Origin of the sequence: Deinococcus aquiradiocola, from assembly GCF_014646915.1 — a bacterium.
Classification (GTDB): domain Bacteria; phylum Deinococcota; class Deinococci; order Deinococcales; family Deinococcaceae; genus Deinococcus; species Deinococcus aquiradiocola.
The window spans coordinates 26,245-43,658 of the sequence record NZ_BMOE01000018.1 but is presented as its reverse complement, the minus strand read 5'-3'; the positions used below and the strand labels follow the sequence as shown (position 1 = coordinate 43,658).

Here is a 17,414-nt window from a genome sequence, read left to right as displayed (position 1 = left end):
ATGGCCGAGCGGAGCGAGTGAATGTCATTCCAGAGCGGTGGGGAGTGGAGCTGCTCGTGCGCCCTCGACAGGCGACGGAACGGACGACCGCCCCTGCACACCACCTCGACAGCGTCCTTCACGGCGCCCCGGCCACCCTCCACTACCGCCTGAGCAGCTGCCCGCGCCCCGCGTCACCCACGAACGCGCCGCCCTCCACCGCCACCTGCCCGCGCACCGTGACCACCTCGGGCCGCCCGTCGATCTCCCAGCCCTCGAACGCGCTGTAATCGGTGTTCATGTGACTCGTGGCCGCCGAAATGTGCCCCCGGTAGGCCGGGTCGTAGATCACGAGGTCCGCGTCACTCCCCACCGCCACCGCACCCTTGCGCGGGTACAGCCCGAACAGCTGCGCGGGCCGGGTGCTGAGCGCGTCCACGAACCTCGTCAGGCTCAACTCCCCGCGACTCACGCCGTACGTGTACATCAGGTTCACGCGGTCCTCGATGGCCGGAATGCCGTTCGGGATGAGCGTGAAATTCTCCCGCCCCATGTCCTTCTGCGCCACGTCGAACGGACAGTGATCCGTGCCGACCGTGTCGATCAGCCCGTCCTCCAGCGCCCGCCACAGCACCGCCTGATTCGACCTGTCCCGCAGGGGCGGCGACATCACGAACTTCGCGCCGTCCTCCCGCTCCGTCAGCGTCCGGTCCAGCAGGAAGTGCGGCACCACCCCCTCCACACTGATGTCCACCCCGCGCGCCTTCGCGTCCAGCGCCGCCTTCAATGCCAGCGCATTGCTCAGGTGCACCACGTACCCCTTCGCGCCCGTCATCTCCAGAAACGTCGCGAAGTGCGCCGTGCCCTCCGCCTCCACGCTCTCCGGACGGCTCGGCTCGTGCCACTCCGGCCCCGTCTTCCCCTCCGCCAGCAGCTTCCCCTGCAACTGCGCCACCAGCTCCGCGTTCTCGCAGTGCGCCGTCACGATCACGCCCAGCTCTTTCGCCAGCGCCAGCGTCCGGTACAGCGCCGCATCATCAATCCCGAACGCCCCCTTGTACGCCAGGAACACCTTGAAGGACTTCATGCCCTGCGCCGCCAGCTCCCGCAGCGTCGCCTCCGTCTCATCGTCCCAGCGGGTCACGCCGATATGAAAGGTGTAATCGCACGCGCTGCGACCCTCCGCCATGCCCGTCCACGTGCGCCACCCGTCCATCAGACGCTCACTCCCGCCCGGCGCGAGCATCTCGATGAACGTGGTCGTCCCGCCCACCAGTGCCGCCTGCGACCCCGTCGCATGCGTGTCCTTTGCGAACGTCCCCATGAACGGCAGATGGATGTGCACATGCGGATCGATGAAGCCCGGAAACACGTACTTCCCGCTCGCATCGATGACCCGCGCGCCCTCTGGCACCTCCAGATGCGCCCCGATGGCCGTGATGATCTCGCCCTCGATGAAAATGTCCGCCACGAATTGCCGCTCGTGCGTGACGACAGTACCGTTCTGAATGAGTAGGGTCATGCGGTCTCCTGAGGTTCTGCCCTGTGTTACCGTCCAGCCATGTACGCAGAGAAATCTGGACAGAATTTCAAATGGGGAGGAGGCGGAAATGACAACGAAGGCTCTTGATCGTCAGAATGTCATGACTTCTGTCGGGATTGCCCTGGTGGCTGAACTGGCGTTTGCTGGTCTGGTCGTTCGGGGACTGAATCATGCCCGGCAAACGTTTGGTATTACGGATGCTGCTGGTGTTTCCCTACCCACGTTGGGGGGCGCGATCGAAGTGATGAGTCGGCATCCTGTGAGCGTCATCGTCTGGCAGATTCTCCTGACCGCCGCTGCCACCGCACTGTCGCTCCGATTCCGGAAGGGGAGGCGTACCCTCATCCTGGGTGTCCTCGGAGCACTCCTCGGCCTGTTCGCTCTCGTGATCTGGATTTACCCGGTTGCAATCCTTCATGACGTTCTGCGTCAACTCGGTGCGTAAGTCTTCCCTCGGCAGAACAGAGGGAACACCATCGATCTCTGTGAAGTTCCCTCTGTCCCATCAGTGAATCTCGATTCCGGCTTCTTCGCGGTACTGCTGCATGGCGGTCCACTGCTGGGTGACGGCGGGCTGCTGGGCGGTCAGTTCGTCCCAGGTGACGCTCTCTCTGCCGCTGGGGACGGTGACCATGGTGATGCAGCCGTCGACGGGGCAGACGTTGGCGCACAGGGCGCAGCCGACGCAGTCGCTTTCGCGCACGACGGGGCGGGGGCGGGTGGCGGTGATCTCGCGGCCGTTCACGCGCATGTCGTAGCCAGGGTCGACGTGGATGCCGCCTGGGCTGACGAGGTCGATGCACTGGTGGGCGGTGTCGTTGCAGGCCGTGTAGCAGAGGTCGCAGCCGATGCATTTGTTCTGGTCGATGCGGGCGACGGACTGGTGGCTGAGGTCCAGCTGTCCAAAGGTGCTCATCTGTGGGAGGGAGGTGCCGGTCACGTCGGCGATGGTCTGGAAGCCGTGGTCGTCCATCCAGTTGCTGAGGCCGTCGGTGAGGTCTTCGATGATGCGGTACCCGTAGTGCATGGCGGCCGTGCAGACCTGCAGGCTGGTGGCGCCGAGGAGCAGGAATTCGGCGGCGTCGCGCCACGTCTGGATGCCGCCCATGCCGCTGATGGGGACGCCGCTGCGCAGCACCTGGGGGTCGGTCATGAGTTCGGTCAGCATGTTGAGCGCGATGGGTTTGACGGCCGGGCCGGCGTACCCGCCGTGCGTGCCGCGCCCACCGATGCTGGGCGTGACGAGGAGCGTGTCCAGGTCGACTTTCATGACGCTGTTGATGGTGTTGATGAGGGAGAGGGCGTGGGCGCCTCCGCGCAGTGCGGCGTGGGCGGGGTCGACGATGTGCGTGATGTTCGGCGTGAGTTTCACGATGACGGGGAGCCGGGTGACGCTGGTGACCCAGTGCGTGTTCAGTTCGCACATTTCGGGGACCTGGCCGACGGCGGCGCCCATGCCGCGTTCGCTCATGCCCTGCGGGCAGCCGTAGTTGAGTTCGATGCCGTCGGCGCCGGTGTCCTCGATCATCATGACGATGTCTTTCCAGGCCTGCGGGTCGGCGTCGACCATGGCGGACACGATGACGGCCCGGTCGGGCCAGAGGCGCTTCACTTCGGCGATCTCGCGGAGGTTGACGTCCAGGGGGCGGTCGCTGATGAGTTCGACGTTGTTGATGGCGAGCAGGCGTTGTCCGCCTAAGGAGAGTCCGCCGTAGCGGTTGCTGATGTTCAGGACGGGCGCGCCGATGGTTTTCCAGACGGCGCCGCCCCAGCCGTACTCGAAGGCGCGGTGGATCTGCGCGCCGCTGTTGGTGGGTGGCGCGGACGCGAGCCAGAAGGGGTTGGGGGAGCGGATGCCCGCGAAGTCGATGCTGAGGTCAGCCATGCTGGGTCTCCGTGGTGGGCGCGTGGGCCGGGGCGATCTGGTTCGGGCCGGTGGGGACGGGGCCGTGGGCGGCGAGGTACAGCGGGTGTTCGCGGACCTCGGCGGGCGGGGTGGGTTTCAGGGTGATGCGGGGCGTGCGGCCCAGGGCGCGTTCGATGCTGGCGGCGGCGATCTTGCCGTCCTGCACGGCCATCACGGTGCTGGCGTTCCCTCGTGCGCGCACACAGTCCCCGGCGGCGTACACGCGCGGCACGCTGGTCTGCAGGGCGTCGTCCACGCGGATGTACCCGGCGTCCAGCTCCAGGCCCAGCGCGGCGGCCAGTGCGGGTTTCTCCTGTCCGATGGCGCTGATGACGGTGTCGCACGGGATCACGAATTCACTGCCGGGCACGGGTTCCGGGCGGGCGCGGCCCGAGGCGTCGGGCGCGCCCAGGTGCATGCGGACGCACTTCAGGCCCGTCACGTGTCCGTTCTCGTGCAGGACCTCGACGGGCTGGGTCAGGAAGCTGAAGGTGATGCCCTCGTGCAGCGCGAACTCGTACTCGTGCCGGTACGCGGTCATTTCGTGCTCGGTGCGGCGGTACACCATCAGGGTGTCCGCGCCGGAGCGGCGGGCGATGGTGGCGGCGTCGATGGCGGTGTTGCCCGCGCCGACGATCACGGCGCGCGTGCCGACGCCGGTGGGCTGCTCCATCTTGCTGGCCTCGATGACGTTCAGGCCGTCCAGGATGTACTCCTCGCCGGGAATGCCGATGGCGGGCACGGCGCCCAGGCCCAGCGCGAGGATCACGGCGTCGTTGGCGGCGAGCAGTTCGTCCAGGCCCGCGCGGCTGCCGAGTTCGTGCCCGGTGACGACGTTCACGCCGAGGTCGCGTGCGGCCTGCACCTCGCGCAGCGCCACCTCGACGGGTTCGCGCAGCACGATGATGCCGTAGGTGCTGAGGCCGCCGCCCAGGTCACGTTTCTCGTACAGGGTGACCTCGTGCCCGGCCTTGGCGAGTTCGGCGCTGGCGCTGATCCCGGCGGGGCCGCTGCCGACCACGGCGACCCGGTGCCCGGTGGCGGGGGCGGGCGTGAACAGCTGGACGCCGCGTTCCTGCACGTGGTCGACCGCGTGCCGCTGCAGTCGTCCGATCTGGATGGGGGTGTGGTCCGCGCCGAGCACGCAGGCGCCCTCGCACAGTTCCTGCACGGGGCACACGCGGGCGCAGGTGCCGCCCAGGAAGTTGCTTTCCAGGATGGTGCGGGCCGAGCCGCGCAGGTTCCCGGTGCTGATCTTGCGGATGAAGGTGGGGATGTCGATGTGGGTGGGGCAGGCCTGCATGCAGGGCGCGTCGTAGCAGTACAGGCAGCGGTTCGCTTCGACGGCGGCCTCGTGCGCGCTCATGGGCGGCAGGAGTTCCTGGAAGTGGAAGGCGGCCGGGTCGGGGGTGTTCTCGGTGGGGTGTGGGCTGGCACGTTCCATGGGTGACCTCTCCTGTGAATGGTATCGGAGGTCGGTTCGTGCCCTCTCAGGAGCCGATTTAACCGATTGCGCCTTAATTGTAGGCCAATGAACTGCATAACGTCAACCTGAGAATGGATGTTTATGCTTCCCTGGCCTGCCATCCTGTGCTGGAATCTCTTCTGAAAGTCTCCCGCTGATGCGGGAAATAGACAGATTGTCCAGTGCGCGGGTGCAGTGGATGGTGGCGTTGGTGCATACGGATGATGAATATAAATACATCTCTTGCCCAGCCTGGACCCGGGCGCGAGAAGACCGAAACATGCGCCTGGCAGCGGCCCGTGCCGCCGAACGGTACGGCCCGCCGATGTGCAAGATGTCAATGATTATTCCTACGTTATGCACAGATGGTGCGGGGATTGGCTAATCCTCGTGCCAGAAGCCGCAGCTTGTCTTTAAAACGTTCGACATGGCGAAAGAAGCGTCGGCGCAGGGCGCGCGCGGACACCGGCAGAAGATGAGGTACACCTGCACTGTACTCCTCCGCCTGCCCGACTCCTCCGCCTGCCCGCCCCTGCCCGGACAATCCCCCTGTAGGGTCTTCAGTCGCCGGGGTAGCGTGCGCCCGTGAAGTACAGGCCGTGCGGCGGCACGTTCGGCCCGGCCCGCCCCCGGTCCCCGGACGCCAGCACCGCCACCACGTCCCCCGGCAGGCGCTCCCCGCGCCCCACCTGCAGCAGCGTCCCCACCAGCCCGCGCACCATGTGACGCAGGAAACTCTCGCCCGTCAGGTGCACCTCCAGCAGCGGCGACCCCGGCACGCGCCGCACCTCCAGCCGGTCGAGGCGGCGGCGCGTCTGCCGTTCCTCCCGCGTCGCGAACGCCGCGAAATCATGCTCGCCCAGCAGTTCCCGCGCCGCCGCCTGCATGGCGTCCACGTCCAGGCGCGGCGGCACCAGCAGCGCCCGCCCCGCCCAGAGCGGCTCGCGCTGCGGGGCGTTCAGCACGCGGTACACGTACTCGCGCGCCACGCACGAGTACCGTGCGTGAAAGTCCGGCGCGGCCAGCACGCAGCCCGTCACGGCCACGTCCTCCGGCAGGCGCGCGTTCAGGGCGCGGGCCAGCCGGTCCGGCGCGAGCCGCAGCGACCCTGGCACGTCCCAGTGCAGCGTCATGCGCTCCGCGTGCACGCCCGTGTCCGTCCGGCCCGCCGCGACCGGCCGGAACGCCGCGACCGGCGACAGCTCCGTCAGGGCCGCCTGCAGGGTGTCCTGCACGCTCCGCAGGCCCGGCTGCGACTGCCACCCCACGAAGTCCCGCCCGTCCCACTGCACGGTCAGCCGCAGCCGCAGCTGCCCCTCCGGCGGCGCGTAGGGAAGACGAGGCTCCCGGGCTGGAGCGCCGGGACCGGACACGGTGGATAAACTTGACTCGGCCTGCATACCGGGCTATCTTAAGGGTATCAGCGTCCTTCGGGGCGCTTTTTCCGTTCTGCCCGTCCTGTACCGTGCGCCTGCCCATGCCTGCAGTTCAGGGCAGCGTGAGCGGCACGGGGCTCACGAGCAGCCCGTCCTGATCGGCGTACACCCAGTCGCCCGGCTCGAAGGTCACGCCCGCGAACACCACGCTCACGCCCGCTTCGCCCACCCCGCCCTTGTGGCTGCGGCGCGGGTGCGCGGCGAGGGCCTTCACGCCCAGCGGCAGCCGGGCCAGCTGCGCCGTGTCGCGCACGCAGCCGTTCAGCACCACGCCCGCCCAGCCGTTCCGGACGGCCAGCCCGCCGAGCATGTCGCCCAGCAGCGCGCAGTTCAGGCTCGCGCCGCCCTCCACCACCAGCACGCGCCCCTCGCCGGGCGTCTCCAGGGTGGAGCGCACCAGGGTGTTGTCCTCGAAGGCGCGGACCGTGAAGGCCGGGCCGCAGAAGGCGGTCGTCCCGCCGTAGTCCCGGAAGACGGGCTGCGCGGTCCGCACGTCAGGGTAGGCGTCACAGAGGTCCGAGGTGGCGGGCGCGGCATGCAGGGTCATGCGCGCATGGTACTCCCCGCACGAACGACTTCCCCGTCCGGGCTGGCCCGGGTCTGGTCTGTCCCTGGTCTGAACGGGGGAGGCCCCGCCGGATGACGGAACCTGTGGCCCGGAACCGGGATGGGCGGTATACTCGCACTCTCTCTGCACCGCATCAAAACCTGTTTCGCTGCACCGGGTCCAACAGGTCCCGCGTTCCATGACCCTCACCCCGTACCCGGCCCGTCTTTCCGGACCACCCAGGAGGAACCATGACTGCCACCGCTCCCGTCCAACGGTACTGGCCCAAGAACAAGCCCCGCAGCATCCCCGTGCCCGTCACGGGCCTGTACGACAACCTGCACGTCACCGCGCACCGCTACCCGGACCGGCAGGCCGTGTGGTTCTACGGGCAGACGCTCACGTACGCCGCGCTCCTCGACCTGAGCGACCGCTTCAGCGGGCACCTCGCCGCGCACGGCGTGCAGAAGGGCGACCGCGTCATGCTGTGCCTGCAGAACAGCCCGCAGTGGATCGCGGCGGCGCACGCCATCTGGCGGCTCGGCGCGGTCGTGGTGCCGCTCGCCCCGATGCTCGGCCCGAAGGAGTTCGGGTTCTTCGTGCAGGACGCCGGGATTCGCGTGGGCATCGTCGCGGCCGAACTGTACGCGCACGCCAAGACGGGCGGGCTCGGGCACGCCGTCAGCGTCACGCTCGCGAACGGCCTGCCCGAAGACCGGGGCGGCGTGGCCTTCCCGGCGGGCCTGGACGCCACGCCGGACCTGCAGGCGGGCGACGTGACGTGGGAGGCGGCCGTGCAGGCCCAGCCCGCCCCGCGCGCCGAGGTGAGCGCGGACGACCTGTGCGTCATGCCGTACACGAGCGGCACGACCGGCTTCCCGAAAGGCTGCATGCACACGCACCACAGCGTGCAGGCGAACGCGGCGGGCGGCGCGTTCTGGGGGACCGTCACGAGCGGCGACACCACCCTCGCGACCCTCCCGTACTTCCACGTCACGGGCTTCACGAGCAGCCTCCTGAGCCCCATCTTCGCGGGCGCGGGCCTGATCGTGATGGCCCGCTGGGACCGCGAGACGGCCCGCGTCCTGATCCGCGACCACGGCGTGATGGGCTGGACGAACACCGCCACCATGGTGGTCGACCTGCTCGCCAACCCGAACCTCGTGAGCAGCGACCTCGTGTCCCTGAAGCTCGTGAACGGCGGCGGGGCCAGCATGCCCGAGGCGCTCGGGCGTCGCTGGAAGGAACTGAGCGGCCTGGAGTTCCTGGAAGGGTACGGCCTGTCCGAGACGATGGCGCAGACGCACAGCAACCCGCAGGAGCGTCCCAAGCTGCAGTGCCTGGGCATCCCGTTCTTCGGGGTGGACGCCCGTATCGTGGACCTCGACACCCTCAGGGAACTGCCGCAGGGCGAGACGGGCGAGATCGTGCTGAGCGGCCCGCAGGTGTTCCAGGGGTACTGGAACCGGCCCGAGGCGAGCGCCGAGGCGTTCATGGAACTGGACGGCAGGCGGTACTTCCGCAGCGGCGACCTGGGGTACATGGACGAGGAAGGGTACTTCTACTTCGTGGACCGCCTGAAGCGCATGGTGAACTCCGGCGGCATGAAGGTCTGGCCGGCCGAGGTGGAGGCCGCGCTGCACGCGCACCCGGCCGTGCAGGAGGCCTGCGTGATCGCGGTGCCGGACGCCCGGATGGGCGAGAAGGCGCGGGCGCTGCTGGTGCTGAAGGCCGGTCAGAGCGTGACGGAAGCGGAGTTCATCGAGTGGGCGCGCGGGCAGATGGCGCACTACAAGGCGCCGCGCGAGGTGCGCTTCGTGGAGGTGCTGCCGAAGGGCCCGACCGGCAAGGTCGCGTGGCGGCCCCTGCAGGAAGCGGCGCGGGCCGAGGCGGCCGCCCAGGGCTGACCCCGCCCGGGGTGAACGGGGCAGGGGAGTGTGGCCTGCGCCGCAGATGCCCACACCTCTCACGCCAGATTTGTTATACTCGGTTCAAAGAACCAACCCTCACCCGTGCCGCTCACCCGGCCCGGACCCGGTCACGGCCCGCCGCCCTCATTCCCCAGGAGGAACACCCATGCCCACCTACAAGGCCCCGCTGCGCGACATGCGCTTCCTGCTCAAAGATGTCCTCAAGGCCGAGCAGGCCCTCGCCGAACTGCCGTACTACGTCGGCCACGAGACCCACACCGCCGACCTCGCCGACCAGATCCTCGACGAGGCCGCCCGCTTCGCCAGCAACGTCATCCAACCCCTCAACATGAGCGGCGACGCCGAAGGCTGCACCGTCCAGGACGGCGTCGTCACCACCCCCAAGGGCTTCAAGGAAGCCTTCAAGCAGTTCGCCGCCGCCGGCTGGACCGCCCTCGACGGCGACCCCGAATATGGCGGGCAGGGCGTCCCTCACGTCGTCGGCAACGCCGTCAGCGAAATGATGATCGCCGCGAACGTCGCCTGGAGCATGTACCCCGGCCTGTCGCACGGCGCGTACACCGCCCTCAAGGCCTACGGCAGCGACGAAACCAAGAACGTCTACCTCCCCAAACTCCTCGCGGGCGAATGGACCGGCACCATGTGCCTCACCGAACCGCACTGCGGCACCGATCTCGGCCTGCTGCGCACCAAGGCCGTCGACAACGGCGACGGCACCTTCAACATCAGCGGCACCAAGATCTTCATCTCCGCCGGTGAGCACGACTTCGCCGACAACATCGTGCACCTCGTCCTCGCCCGCATCGAGGGCGCGCCCCAGGGCACCAAGGGCATCAGCCTGTTCCTCGTGCCCAAGTACCTCGTGAACGACGACGGCAGCCTCGGCGAACGCAACCCCGTCGTGTGCGCCAGCCTGGAACACAAGATGGGCATCAAGGCCAACGCCACCGCCGTCCTCAACTTCGACGGGGCGCGCGGCATCCTCGTCGGCCAGCCGAACAAGGGCATGCAGGCCATGTTCGTCATGATGAACGGCGCCCGCCTCGGCACCGGCATGCAGGGCCTCGGCCTCGGCGAAGCCGCGTACCAGAACGCCCTCGCGTACGCCAAGGACCGCATCCAGATGCGTCACGAGCCCCGCATCACGCCCGCCGAGCCCGCCGACCCCATCATCGGCTACCCCGACGTGCGCCGCATGCTCCTGACCGTCAAGGCCTACAACGAAGGCGCCCGCGCCCTCACGTACTGGCTGTCCCTGAACATCGACATCGAACACCACCACCCCGACGCCGCCAAGCGCGAGGACGCCGCCGACATCGTCGCGCTCCTCACGCCCGTCGCCAAGGCCTTCATGACCGACAACGGCTTCCAGGGCACCGTCCTCGCCCAGCAGGTCTTCGGCGGGCACGGCTACATCAAGGAATGGGGCATGGAGCAGTTCGTGCGCGACGCCCGCATCGGCCAGATCTACGAAGGCACCAACGGCATCCAGGCGCTCGACCTGCTGGGCCGCAAGGTCCTCGGCGACGGCGGCAAGAAACTCCAGAAGCTCGCCGGGATGCTCACCGCCTTCGTCGAAGAGAACGAAGGCAGCGAGGAACTCGCCCCGATGCTCGACGTGCTCGGCAAGGCCGCTCAGCAGGCCGGGACGCTCACCATGGTCATCGGCCAGAAGGCCATGCAGAACAGCGACGAAGCGAACGCCGCCGCCGTCGACTACCTGCGCTACATCGGGCACGTCACGTACGCGTACCTCTTCGCGCTGATGAGCAAGGCCGCCCTCGAACAGATCGCGCTCGGAAACGACAAGGACGGCTTCCACAAGGCCAAACTCCAGACCGCGAAGTTCTACTACGCCAAGCTCTTCCCCGAAACCAAGGCGCTCGCCGCCACCATCAAGGCCGGCAACGAACCCATGGAAGTCGACGACCTCGCCATGTTCGGCTTCGAGAAGGCCCTCGTCACGGCCTGAACGCCGCCCCGCCCACACCCCCGAAACGCACCCCGCAAGCCCCCGCCCCTCCAGAGGCGGGGGCGCTGCCGTTCCGGACCGCGATGACACCGGCATCACACGCGCGCCGCAGCATGAAGCCCATATGAAACTCCCTGCCCTGCTGACCGTGTCGGCCCTCCTGCTCTCCGCCTGCGCGCCCGCCATGCAGGGCGGACGCAACCCGGACGTGCTCTTCACGTTCAGCACCGTCGGCGACAGCCGCGAGGACCCCACCACCCCCAACCTCGGCGCGCAGGACAAACTCTGGCTGCAGAACACCCGCGCGTGGAGCCGCATCATGAACGAAGCGAACGCGCAGGGCGCCCGGGCCCTGTTCTTCAACGGCGACATGATCATGGGCTACACCACCGACCGCACCGTCCTCGACCGGCAGTACGCGTACTGGCGCGGCATGGCCGCCACCCTGATGGAGCGCGGCACGTACGTCGTCCCGGTCGCCGGGAACCACGAAGTGCAGGAGAAAGGCACCGACGCCGCCGGGAAGGGCTTCAAGCTCGCCCGTCCCGGCAACGAGGACGCCTGGCGCGCCAACATGGGCGACCTGATCCTCGACGCACCGCGCTTCAAGGCCATCACGGGCCTCGACGACGCCGCCTTCGACCCCGCCAACACCGCCACGCCCGGCAACGACAAGGTCAGCACCGACCAGAAGCAACTCACGTACAGCTTCGACGCGGGCAACTCGCACTTCGCGGTCATCAACACCGACGCCGTCGGCTGGGACAGCCACGCGCCCGCCGACTGGCTCGCCCGCGACCTCGCCGCCGCGAAGACGCGCGGCGCAGCGCACTTCTTCGTGTTCGGCCACAAACCCGCCTACACCTACAAGTACAACGACAAGGTCACGCCCGGCGGCTTCGACACCGACCCCGACAACCAGCGGGCCTTCTGGAACACCGTCGAACAGTACGGCGCCACGTACTTCAGCGGCCACGAACACATCTACCACGCCGAGCAGCCCACCCGCGCGCAGGGCGGCAAGGCCTGGCAGGTCATCGTCGGGTCCGGCGGCAGCCCCTTCGAAGCGAAACCCGGCGACAGCACGAACCCCCAGGACCGCATGTACGCCTGGGTGACCGTGCAGGTCATGAAAAGCGGCCGGGTCCACGTGGACGCGTACGGCTTCGACGAAACGTACGGCCCGACCCGCACCCTCGCCAGCTGGGACATGTAGCACCAGATTGAGCTGAACTTTTGAAGCTCAGCCGAGCGGAACGCGAAGCCGCCGCCCGGCCGCGAGTATCAAAAAGTACGGTTTGGAGGAGATGGAAGCGGGCAAGCGTCCCCTCCTGCGGAGCTGTGCCAGTCATGGGCGCTGTTTTGCCCAAGAAGCAGGCAGGCGTCCTGTAGGGCGTATCGTCGTGAACGGACGCGGCTGGCCACGCCACTCCTCCCGTTCTGCCCAAGAAGCGGGCAAGCGTCCTCATGGGCGCTGTTCTGCCCAAGAAGGGATGTCGGTCCTGTTCCCGGCATCCCTGGAATCGGATCAAAACCGTATCAGGATTCGGTCTGGACGGTCATTTCGGGCTTCACGGTCATTTCAGGGTCGTCGAGGTTCAGGTGGCGCAGCGCGGGGACCTTCGCGGCGACCATGCCCACGACGCCCAGCGTGACCAGTCCGCCCAGCCAGACGCTGCGGACCGTGCCGAGCCACCCGGCGGCCAGGCCGCTCTCGAAGGCGCCGATCTCGTTGCTGGACCCGATGAACAGCAGGCTGACGCTCGCCACGCGGCCCCGCAGGTGCGCGGGCGTGCGCAGGCGCAGGATGGCGCGGCGGATGACCATGCTGACTCCGTCGAACACGCCGCTGAAGAAAAGCGCGGCGAGACTGACGTACAGGTTCCGGGAGAGTGCGAACACGATGATGCTCACCCCGAAGCCCGCGATGTTCAGGAGCAGCGTGCGGCCCGCACGGTGCACGGGCGGGCGGCGCGTGGCCCACAGCATCACGAGCAGCGCGCCGACGCTGGGCGCGGCGATCAGGAAGCCCAGGCCGCGCGCGCCGACGTGCAGGATGTCGCTCGCGAAGACCGGCAGCAGCGCGACCGCGCCGCCGAACAGCACCGCGAACAGGTCGAGGGCCATGCTGCCCACCAGGACCGGGTCGCGCGTCACGAACTGCACGCCCGCGCGGATGCTCTGCCCGACGGGCTCCTGTTCCCCTTCGGGGCGCGGGACGGGTTTCGGTGCGATGCGCTGCACGCTCAGCCACGCCACGAGCTGAAAGACCGCGATGAGCAGGTACGCGCCGCGCACGCCGAGCAGGTCGAACGCGAAGCCGCCCAGGGCGGGCCCGACGATGCTCGCGCCCTGCCACGCGCTGCCCAGCCACGAGGACGCGTTCACGAAGGCCTGCATCGGCACGACCTGCGTCTCGAAGGCGCTCGCGGCCGGGTCGCCGAAGCCGCGCGCGAGGCCCGCCACGAACACCAGCGCGTACAGCGCGGCGATGTTCACGGTCCCGCCGTGCGACAGGACGGCCATCAGGAGGGCGCTGAGGATCAGGACGCTGCGCGTCACGAGCAGGATCGCGCGCCGGTCGTGCCGGTCCGCGAAGTGCCCGCCCAGCAGTGCCAGCCCCAGGGCGGGCACTGCTTCCACGAGTCCCAGCCAGCCGAGCGCGAGCGGGTTACGGGTGATCTGGTAGATCTGGTAGCCGATCACGACGGCCAGCGCGCGGCTCGCGAGGGTGCTGCTGACGCTGCTCGCGATCAGCCAGCGGAACTCCGGGTACGCGAGGGCGGACGCGCTGGCGGGCGCGGCGGTGGCGGGTTCAGGCGTGAAGGTCACCGCGTCAGCCTACGCCCGCAGGCGCGGCCTGAACATGAAGCGGGCGGCTGTCCGGACCCCGGTGACAGCCGCCATCCCCGGCATCCTCAGTCGGCGCTGAGGGCGACCGTCCCGGCGCGCTGCACGGTGACGGGCACGCCGCTCACGGCGGCATTCCCGGTCAGTTCGTCCAGCAGCAGCGGGTCGGCGAGGTCGTTGTAGCTCACGCCGGGGTGCTGCGCCGCCACCTCCAGGCGCGCGCCGTTCCGCCCGTGCCCGAAGCCGTGCGGGAGGCTCACCACGCCCGGCATGACGGCGTCCGTCACCTCGGCGGGCACCGTCACGCGGCCCACGCGGCTGTGCACGCTCAGCTGCTCGCCGGTCGTCACGCCGATGCGCGCGGCGTCGTCCGGGTGCAGCATCAGGGTGCAGCGGTCCGCGCCGCGCATCAGGCGGGGCGTGTTGTGCATCCAGGAGTTGTTGCTGCGCAGCTGCCGCCGTCCGATCAGCACGAAGTCCGGCACGGGCGCGTCCAGCGTCGCCTCCAGGCGCGGCAGGTCCGCCAGCAGCTCGGCGGGCGCGACGTGCAGGCGACCGTCCGGCGTCAGGAGGCGTTCCGGCAGGCAGGGCGTCATCGGGCCGAAATCCAGGCCGTGCGGCGCGGCGCGCAGGTCGTCCACGCTCAGGGCGTACGGGCCGTGCTTCAGGCCCAGCGCGAGCCGGGACGCGGGGTCGCTGCCTTTCTTGCCGGTCAGGCGTTCCCGCAGGCCCTCGAAGATCTGCCAGTCGAAACGCTGCCCCTCGTCGATCGGGAAGATCGGCGCGTTGAGGCGGGCGGTGTTGCGTACCGCGAAGTGATGGAAGATCGCGTCGTAGTGCTCCACTTCCAGGCCCACGGCGGGCGGCAGGATGACGTGCGCGTGCCGCGTCGTCTCGTTCAGGTACGGGTCGACGGCCACCATGAACTCCAGGCCCGCCAGGGCCGCGTCGAGGCGTTCGCCGCCCGGCGTGCTCAGCACCGGGTTGCCCGCGATGCTCACGAAGGCCCGCACCTGCACGCCCCCGTCCGTGGCGGGCGTGTCCATCTCCTCGGCGAGTGCCGCGCTCGGCAGTTCCCCGTCGAATTCCGGCAGGCCGCGCACGCGGGACGTGAAGCGTCCCAGGGGCCGTTCGCCCCGGCGGGCGCGCATGAGCAGGTCGAAGGCGGGGCGGGGCAGCATCGCGCCGCCCTGCCGGTCGAAGTTGCCGGTCAGGACGTTCAGGGCGTTCAGCAGCCACTGGCACAGCCCGCCGAACGCCTGCGTGCTCAGCCCGATGCGGCCGTACGCGACGGCCGACTCGCTCCGCGCGAAGTCCCGCGCGAGCTGCCGGATCACGTCCGCCGCGAGGCCCGTGCGGGCACTCACGCGTTCCGGCGTGAACCCGGCGGCCGCGCCGCGCAGGTCGTCCAGGCCGTCCACGAAGTCCGAGAGTCGTCCGGGGCGGTCCAGGCCCTCCTCGAAGATCACGTGGATGAGGGCCAGCAGCAGGGCCGCGTCCGTGCCGGGCCGGATGAAGTGATGCTCGGCCAGTTCGGCACTCTCGGTGCGGCGCGGGTCGATCAGGACCACGCGCCCGCCGCGCGCCCGGATGTCCTTCAGGCGGCGGCGCATGCCGGGCGCCGTCATGATGCTGCCGTTGCTGGCGGCGGGGTTCGCGCCCATCATCAGCAGGAACTGCGTGCGGTCCACGTCCGGGATCGGCAGGAGCAGCGGGTGCCCCAGCATCTCCAGGGCCGCGCGGTGGTGCGGCAGCTGGTCCACGCTCGTCGCGGAGTAGCGGTTGCGGGTGTCGAGCGCCTTCACGAACCCGCCCGCGCTGAGCAGCGTGCCGCTGTTGTGCACGCTGGGGTTCCCCTGGTACACGGCGACCGCGTCCGCACCGTGCGTGTCCCGCACGCGCCGCAGTTCGTTCGCCACGAGGTCCAGGGCGGCGTCCCACTCCATCTCCACCCACGTCTGCCCGTCCCGCCGCAGCGGGCGTTTCAGGCGGTCCGGGTCGGCGTGCAGGTCCGGCAGGGCCGTCCCTTTCGGACAGATGTGGCCCTGCGACAGCGGGTCCTGCGCGTCGCCGCGCACGTCCGTCACCACGCCGTCCTGCACGGTGAACTGCAGGCCGCAGATGGCCTCGCAGAGGTTGCAGGCGCGGTAGTACACGCCGTCGGCGGGCAGGGTGGGGGAGGGGGGTACGGTCATGGCTGAACTCCTTGAGGGCCGCCTGGCAGCGGGAATGAGGTGAGGTGGTCCATCACGTCGAGCAGGATGACTCCATCATGCACCGAGTAACTCCACGGCGGTTCCACGAACATGCTCCAGCGTTTGCGGCCGTGCAGGTCCCACGCGGCGAACTCCAGTTCGGCGGCCATCAGGACGGTGTCGCCCTGCCGGTCCCACCACCAGAAGCCCACGCTGGCGGTGTCCTCCCACAGGCGCACGGGCGGGTCGTCCAGCCGGTACGCGAGGAGCCGTTCGCCCGCCCCGACCAGCACGACTCCCGTCTCCGGCACGATCAGCACGCCGGGATCGAAGCCGCCCACGTCCGGAGAGAACCGCTGCGTCACGAGCAGGGCAGGCCAGATCTGAAACTGCGGGCTGACCGAGACGCAGAACAGGCTCCCGTCTTCGTCTTCCCGGGCGTTCAGGGGGCCGAAGGTCTCGCTCAGGTCGGCGAGGTCGCTCAGGGAACCGAAATGCCCCGGCAACTCCCTGCGCCACACCTGCACCGCGTACCCGCCCACCTGGACGCGCATATCAGGCGAGGCGCTCGCCCAGCCAGAGGGCCGCGTCGTCTACCGCGGCGGCCGACCCGGGCGACAGGGCCGCCAGCCGCGCGAAGGTGTGGATCAGGCCGGGACCGGGCCGGTGCGTGACCTGCACGCCCGCGCCCTCCAGCGCCCGCGCGAACCGCTCGCCGTCGTCGCGCAGCGGGTCGAATTCCGCCGTCAGGATCAGCGTGGGCGGCAGGCCCGACAGGTCCGGGGCGAGCAGCGGCGACGCGTACGGGTGCAGGGCGTCCCCCGGCCGCGCGACGTACATCCCGATGAAGGTCCGCATGGCGGCCGTCGTCAGGCCGTACCCGCGCGCGTTGTCACGGTAGCTGGGAGTGTCCGTGCCGCTCAGGTCCGTCGCCGGGTAGATCAGGAGCTGCGCGGCCAGGGCCGGGCCGCCCGCGTCCCTGGCCCGCAGCGCCACGCCCGCCGCGAGATTCCCGCCCGCGCTGTCGCCGCCCACCGCCAGCCGGGCCGCGTCGGCCCCCAGTTCGGCGGCGTGTCCGGCGGCCCAGCGCGTGGCGTGCCAGCAGTCGTCCAGCGGGCCGGGAAACGGCGTTTCCGGCGCGAGGCGGTACGCGACGCTCAGCACGCGCACGCCCGACACGCTCGCCAGGTCCGCGCACAGCGCGTCGTGCGTCTCCACGTCCGACGCCACCCACCCGCCCCCGTGAAAGTACAGCAGCAGGCCCGTCACGCCGCCCGCCGGGGGCACGTACAGCCGCGCGGGCAGCGGCCCGTCCGGGGTGGGGACGTGCAGGTCCCGCCGCGCCGAGAGCGGCAGGTCCCGTCTGGGCAGGATTCCGGCCGAGCGGGTGGCCGCCGCGCGGTACGCGTCCAGGTCCCCTGGCGGCGGGCCGGGCTGCGCCGCGAGACGCAGCAGGTGAGCGTGCAGTTCAGGTTCGAGCGGCATCGTGATGACTTCTCCTGTCGGTGTGATCCGGTGTTGAGCTGAACTCTTGGAAGTCAGCCGAGCGGAACGCGAAGCCGCCGCCCGGCCGCGAGCATCACAACCGTA

The 17,414-nt window shown here is 69.6% G+C and carries 13 protein-coding genes; 4 read left to right on the top strand and 9 right to left on the bottom strand.

Features of this window, described 5'->3' with window-relative positions; translation table 11 throughout:
• Positions 1–142: 142 nt before the first annotated feature.
• Complete coding sequence (hydA, locus tag IEY33_RS17360) at positions 143–1,501, bottom strand: dihydropyrimidinase (protein WP_188964558.1); 1,359 nt, start codon at positions 1,499–1,501, stop codon at positions 143–145.
• 88 nt (positions 1,502–1,589) lie between these two features.
• On the opposite strand from hydA, the gene IEY33_RS17355 reads away from it, so the two are divergent.
• On the top strand, positions 1,590–1,967 hold the full coding sequence (locus IEY33_RS17355) for a hypothetical protein (protein ID WP_188964557.1): 378 nt from the start codon (positions 1,590–1,592) through the stop codon (positions 1,965–1,967).
• 60 nt (positions 1,968–2,027) lie between these two features.
• Here the strand turns inward: IEY33_RS17355 and preA are convergent, their stop codons facing one another.
• From preA to rraA, 4 genes are all read right to left on the bottom strand, one after another.
• Entirely contained in the window at positions 2,028–3,407 is a 1,380-nt protein-coding gene (preA, locus tag IEY33_RS17350) for an NAD-dependent dihydropyrimidine dehydrogenase subunit PreA (RefSeq protein ID WP_188964556.1), read from the bottom strand.
• Positions 3,400–4,872 carry an NAD(P)-dependent oxidoreductase gene (locus IEY33_RS17345; RefSeq protein WP_188964555.1) on the bottom strand — a complete coding sequence of 491 codons (1,473 nt, stop codon included), beginning with the start codon at positions 4,870–4,872 and terminating at the stop codon, positions 3,400–3,402. Before IEY33_RS17345 ends, preA begins: the two co-directional genes overlap by 8 nt.
• Positions 4,873–5,453: 581 nt before the next feature.
• A complete protein-coding gene (truA, locus tag IEY33_RS17340; protein ID WP_188964554.1) occupies positions 5,454–6,293 on the bottom strand; it encodes a tRNA pseudouridine(38-40) synthase TruA in 840 nt (279 codons plus the stop codon).
• Between the two features lie 88 nt (positions 6,294–6,381).
• Positions 6,382–6,876: a ribonuclease E activity regulator RraA gene (gene rraA, locus IEY33_RS17335; RefSeq protein WP_188964553.1), complete on the bottom strand. Its 495-nt coding sequence runs from the start codon at positions 6,874–6,876 to the stop codon at positions 6,382–6,384.
• 251 nt (positions 6,877–7,127) lie between these two features.
• Between rraA and IEY33_RS17330 the strand changes: the two genes are divergently transcribed.
• The 3 genes from IEY33_RS17330 to IEY33_RS17320 all read left to right on the top strand — a co-directional run bounded on the left by IEY33_RS17330 (position 7,128) and on the right by IEY33_RS17320 (position 11,995).
• Positions 7,128–8,783 carry a long-chain-fatty-acid--CoA ligase gene (locus IEY33_RS17330; protein WP_188964552.1) on the top strand — a complete coding sequence of 552 codons (1,656 nt, stop codon included), beginning with the start codon at positions 7,128–7,130 and terminating at the stop codon, positions 8,781–8,783.
• 169 nt (positions 8,784–8,952) lie between these two features.
• Positions 8,953–10,779 carry an acyl-CoA dehydrogenase C-terminal domain-containing protein gene (locus tag IEY33_RS17325; RefSeq protein WP_188964551.1) on the top strand — a complete coding sequence of 609 codons (1,827 nt, stop codon included), beginning with the start codon at positions 8,953–8,955 and terminating at the stop codon, positions 10,777–10,779.
• A gap of 124 nt (positions 10,780–10,903) precedes the next feature.
• The gene (locus IEY33_RS17320; protein ID WP_188964550.1) at positions 10,904–11,995 is read left to right on the top strand and encodes a metallophosphoesterase; all 1,092 of its coding nucleotides are present in this window, start codon (positions 10,904–10,906) and stop codon (positions 11,993–11,995) included.
• 323 nt (positions 11,996–12,318) lie between these two features.
• On the opposite strand, the gene IEY33_RS17315 is transcribed toward IEY33_RS17320, so the two are convergent.
• From IEY33_RS17315 to IEY33_RS17300, 4 genes are all read right to left on the bottom strand, one after another.
• Entirely contained in the window at positions 12,319–13,611 is a 1,293-nt protein-coding gene (locus IEY33_RS17315) for an MFS transporter (RefSeq protein ID WP_188964549.1), read from the bottom strand.
• An 86-nt stretch (positions 13,612–13,697) separates the two neighbouring features.
• Positions 13,698–15,824, bottom strand: coding sequence for a molybdopterin-dependent oxidoreductase (locus tag IEY33_RS17310; RefSeq protein ID WP_188964548.1), 2,127 nt, complete (start codon positions 15,822–15,824; stop codon positions 13,698–13,700).
• On the bottom strand, positions 15,821–16,378 hold the full coding sequence (locus tag IEY33_RS17305) for a hypothetical protein (RefSeq protein WP_188964547.1): 558 nt from the start codon (positions 16,376–16,378) through the stop codon (positions 15,821–15,823). The genes IEY33_RS17310 and IEY33_RS17305 overlap by 4 nt, the downstream gene beginning before the upstream one ends.
• Position 16,379: 1 nt before the next feature.
• A complete protein-coding gene (locus tag IEY33_RS17300; RefSeq protein ID WP_188964546.1) occupies positions 16,380–17,309 on the bottom strand; it encodes an alpha/beta hydrolase in 930 nt (309 codons plus the stop codon).
• Between the last annotated feature and the right edge of the window lie 105 nt (positions 17,310–17,414).

What these genes read in the sequence shown, in the direction of transcription:
- hydA (WP_188964558.1), bottom strand. Translation starts at nt 1,501, where the DNA reads ATGACCCTACTCATTCAGAACGGTACTGTCGTCACGCACGAGCGGCAA.
- IEY33_RS17355 (WP_188964557.1), top strand. Translation starts at nt 1,590, where the DNA reads ATGACAACGAAGGCTCTTGATCGTCAGAATGTCATGACTTCTGTCGGG.
- preA (WP_188964556.1), bottom strand. Translation starts at nt 3,407, where the DNA reads ATGGCTGACCTCAGCATCGACTTCGCGGGCATCCGCTCCCCCAACCCC.
- IEY33_RS17345 (WP_188964555.1), bottom strand. Translation starts at nt 4,872, where the DNA reads ATGGAACGTGCCAGCCCACACCCCACCGAGAACACCCCCGACCCGGCC.
- truA (WP_188964554.1), bottom strand. Translation starts at nt 6,293, where the DNA reads ATGCAGGCCGAGTCAAGTTTATCCACCGTGTCCGGTCCCGGCGCTCCA.
- rraA (WP_188964553.1), bottom strand. Translation starts at nt 6,876, where the DNA reads ATGACCCTGCATGCCGCGCCCGCCACCTCGGACCTCTGTGACGCCTAC.
- IEY33_RS17330 (WP_188964552.1), top strand. Translation starts at nt 7,128, where the DNA reads ATGACTGCCACCGCTCCCGTCCAACGGTACTGGCCCAAGAACAAGCCC.
- IEY33_RS17325 (WP_188964551.1), top strand. Translation starts at nt 8,953, where the DNA reads ATGCCCACCTACAAGGCCCCGCTGCGCGACATGCGCTTCCTGCTCAAA.
- IEY33_RS17320 (WP_188964550.1), top strand. Translation starts at nt 10,904, where the DNA reads ATGAAACTCCCTGCCCTGCTGACCGTGTCGGCCCTCCTGCTCTCCGCC.
- IEY33_RS17310 (WP_188964548.1), bottom strand. Translation starts at nt 15,824, where the DNA reads ATGACCGTACCCCCCTCCCCCACCCTGCCCGCCGACGGCGTGTACTAC.
- IEY33_RS17305 (WP_188964547.1), bottom strand. Translation starts at nt 16,378, where the DNA reads ATGCGCGTCCAGGTGGGCGGGTACGCGGTGCAGGTGTGGCGCAGGGAG.
- IEY33_RS17300 (WP_188964546.1), bottom strand. Translation starts at nt 17,309, where the DNA reads ATGCCGCTCGAACCTGAACTGCACGCTCACCTGCTGCGTCTCGCGGCG.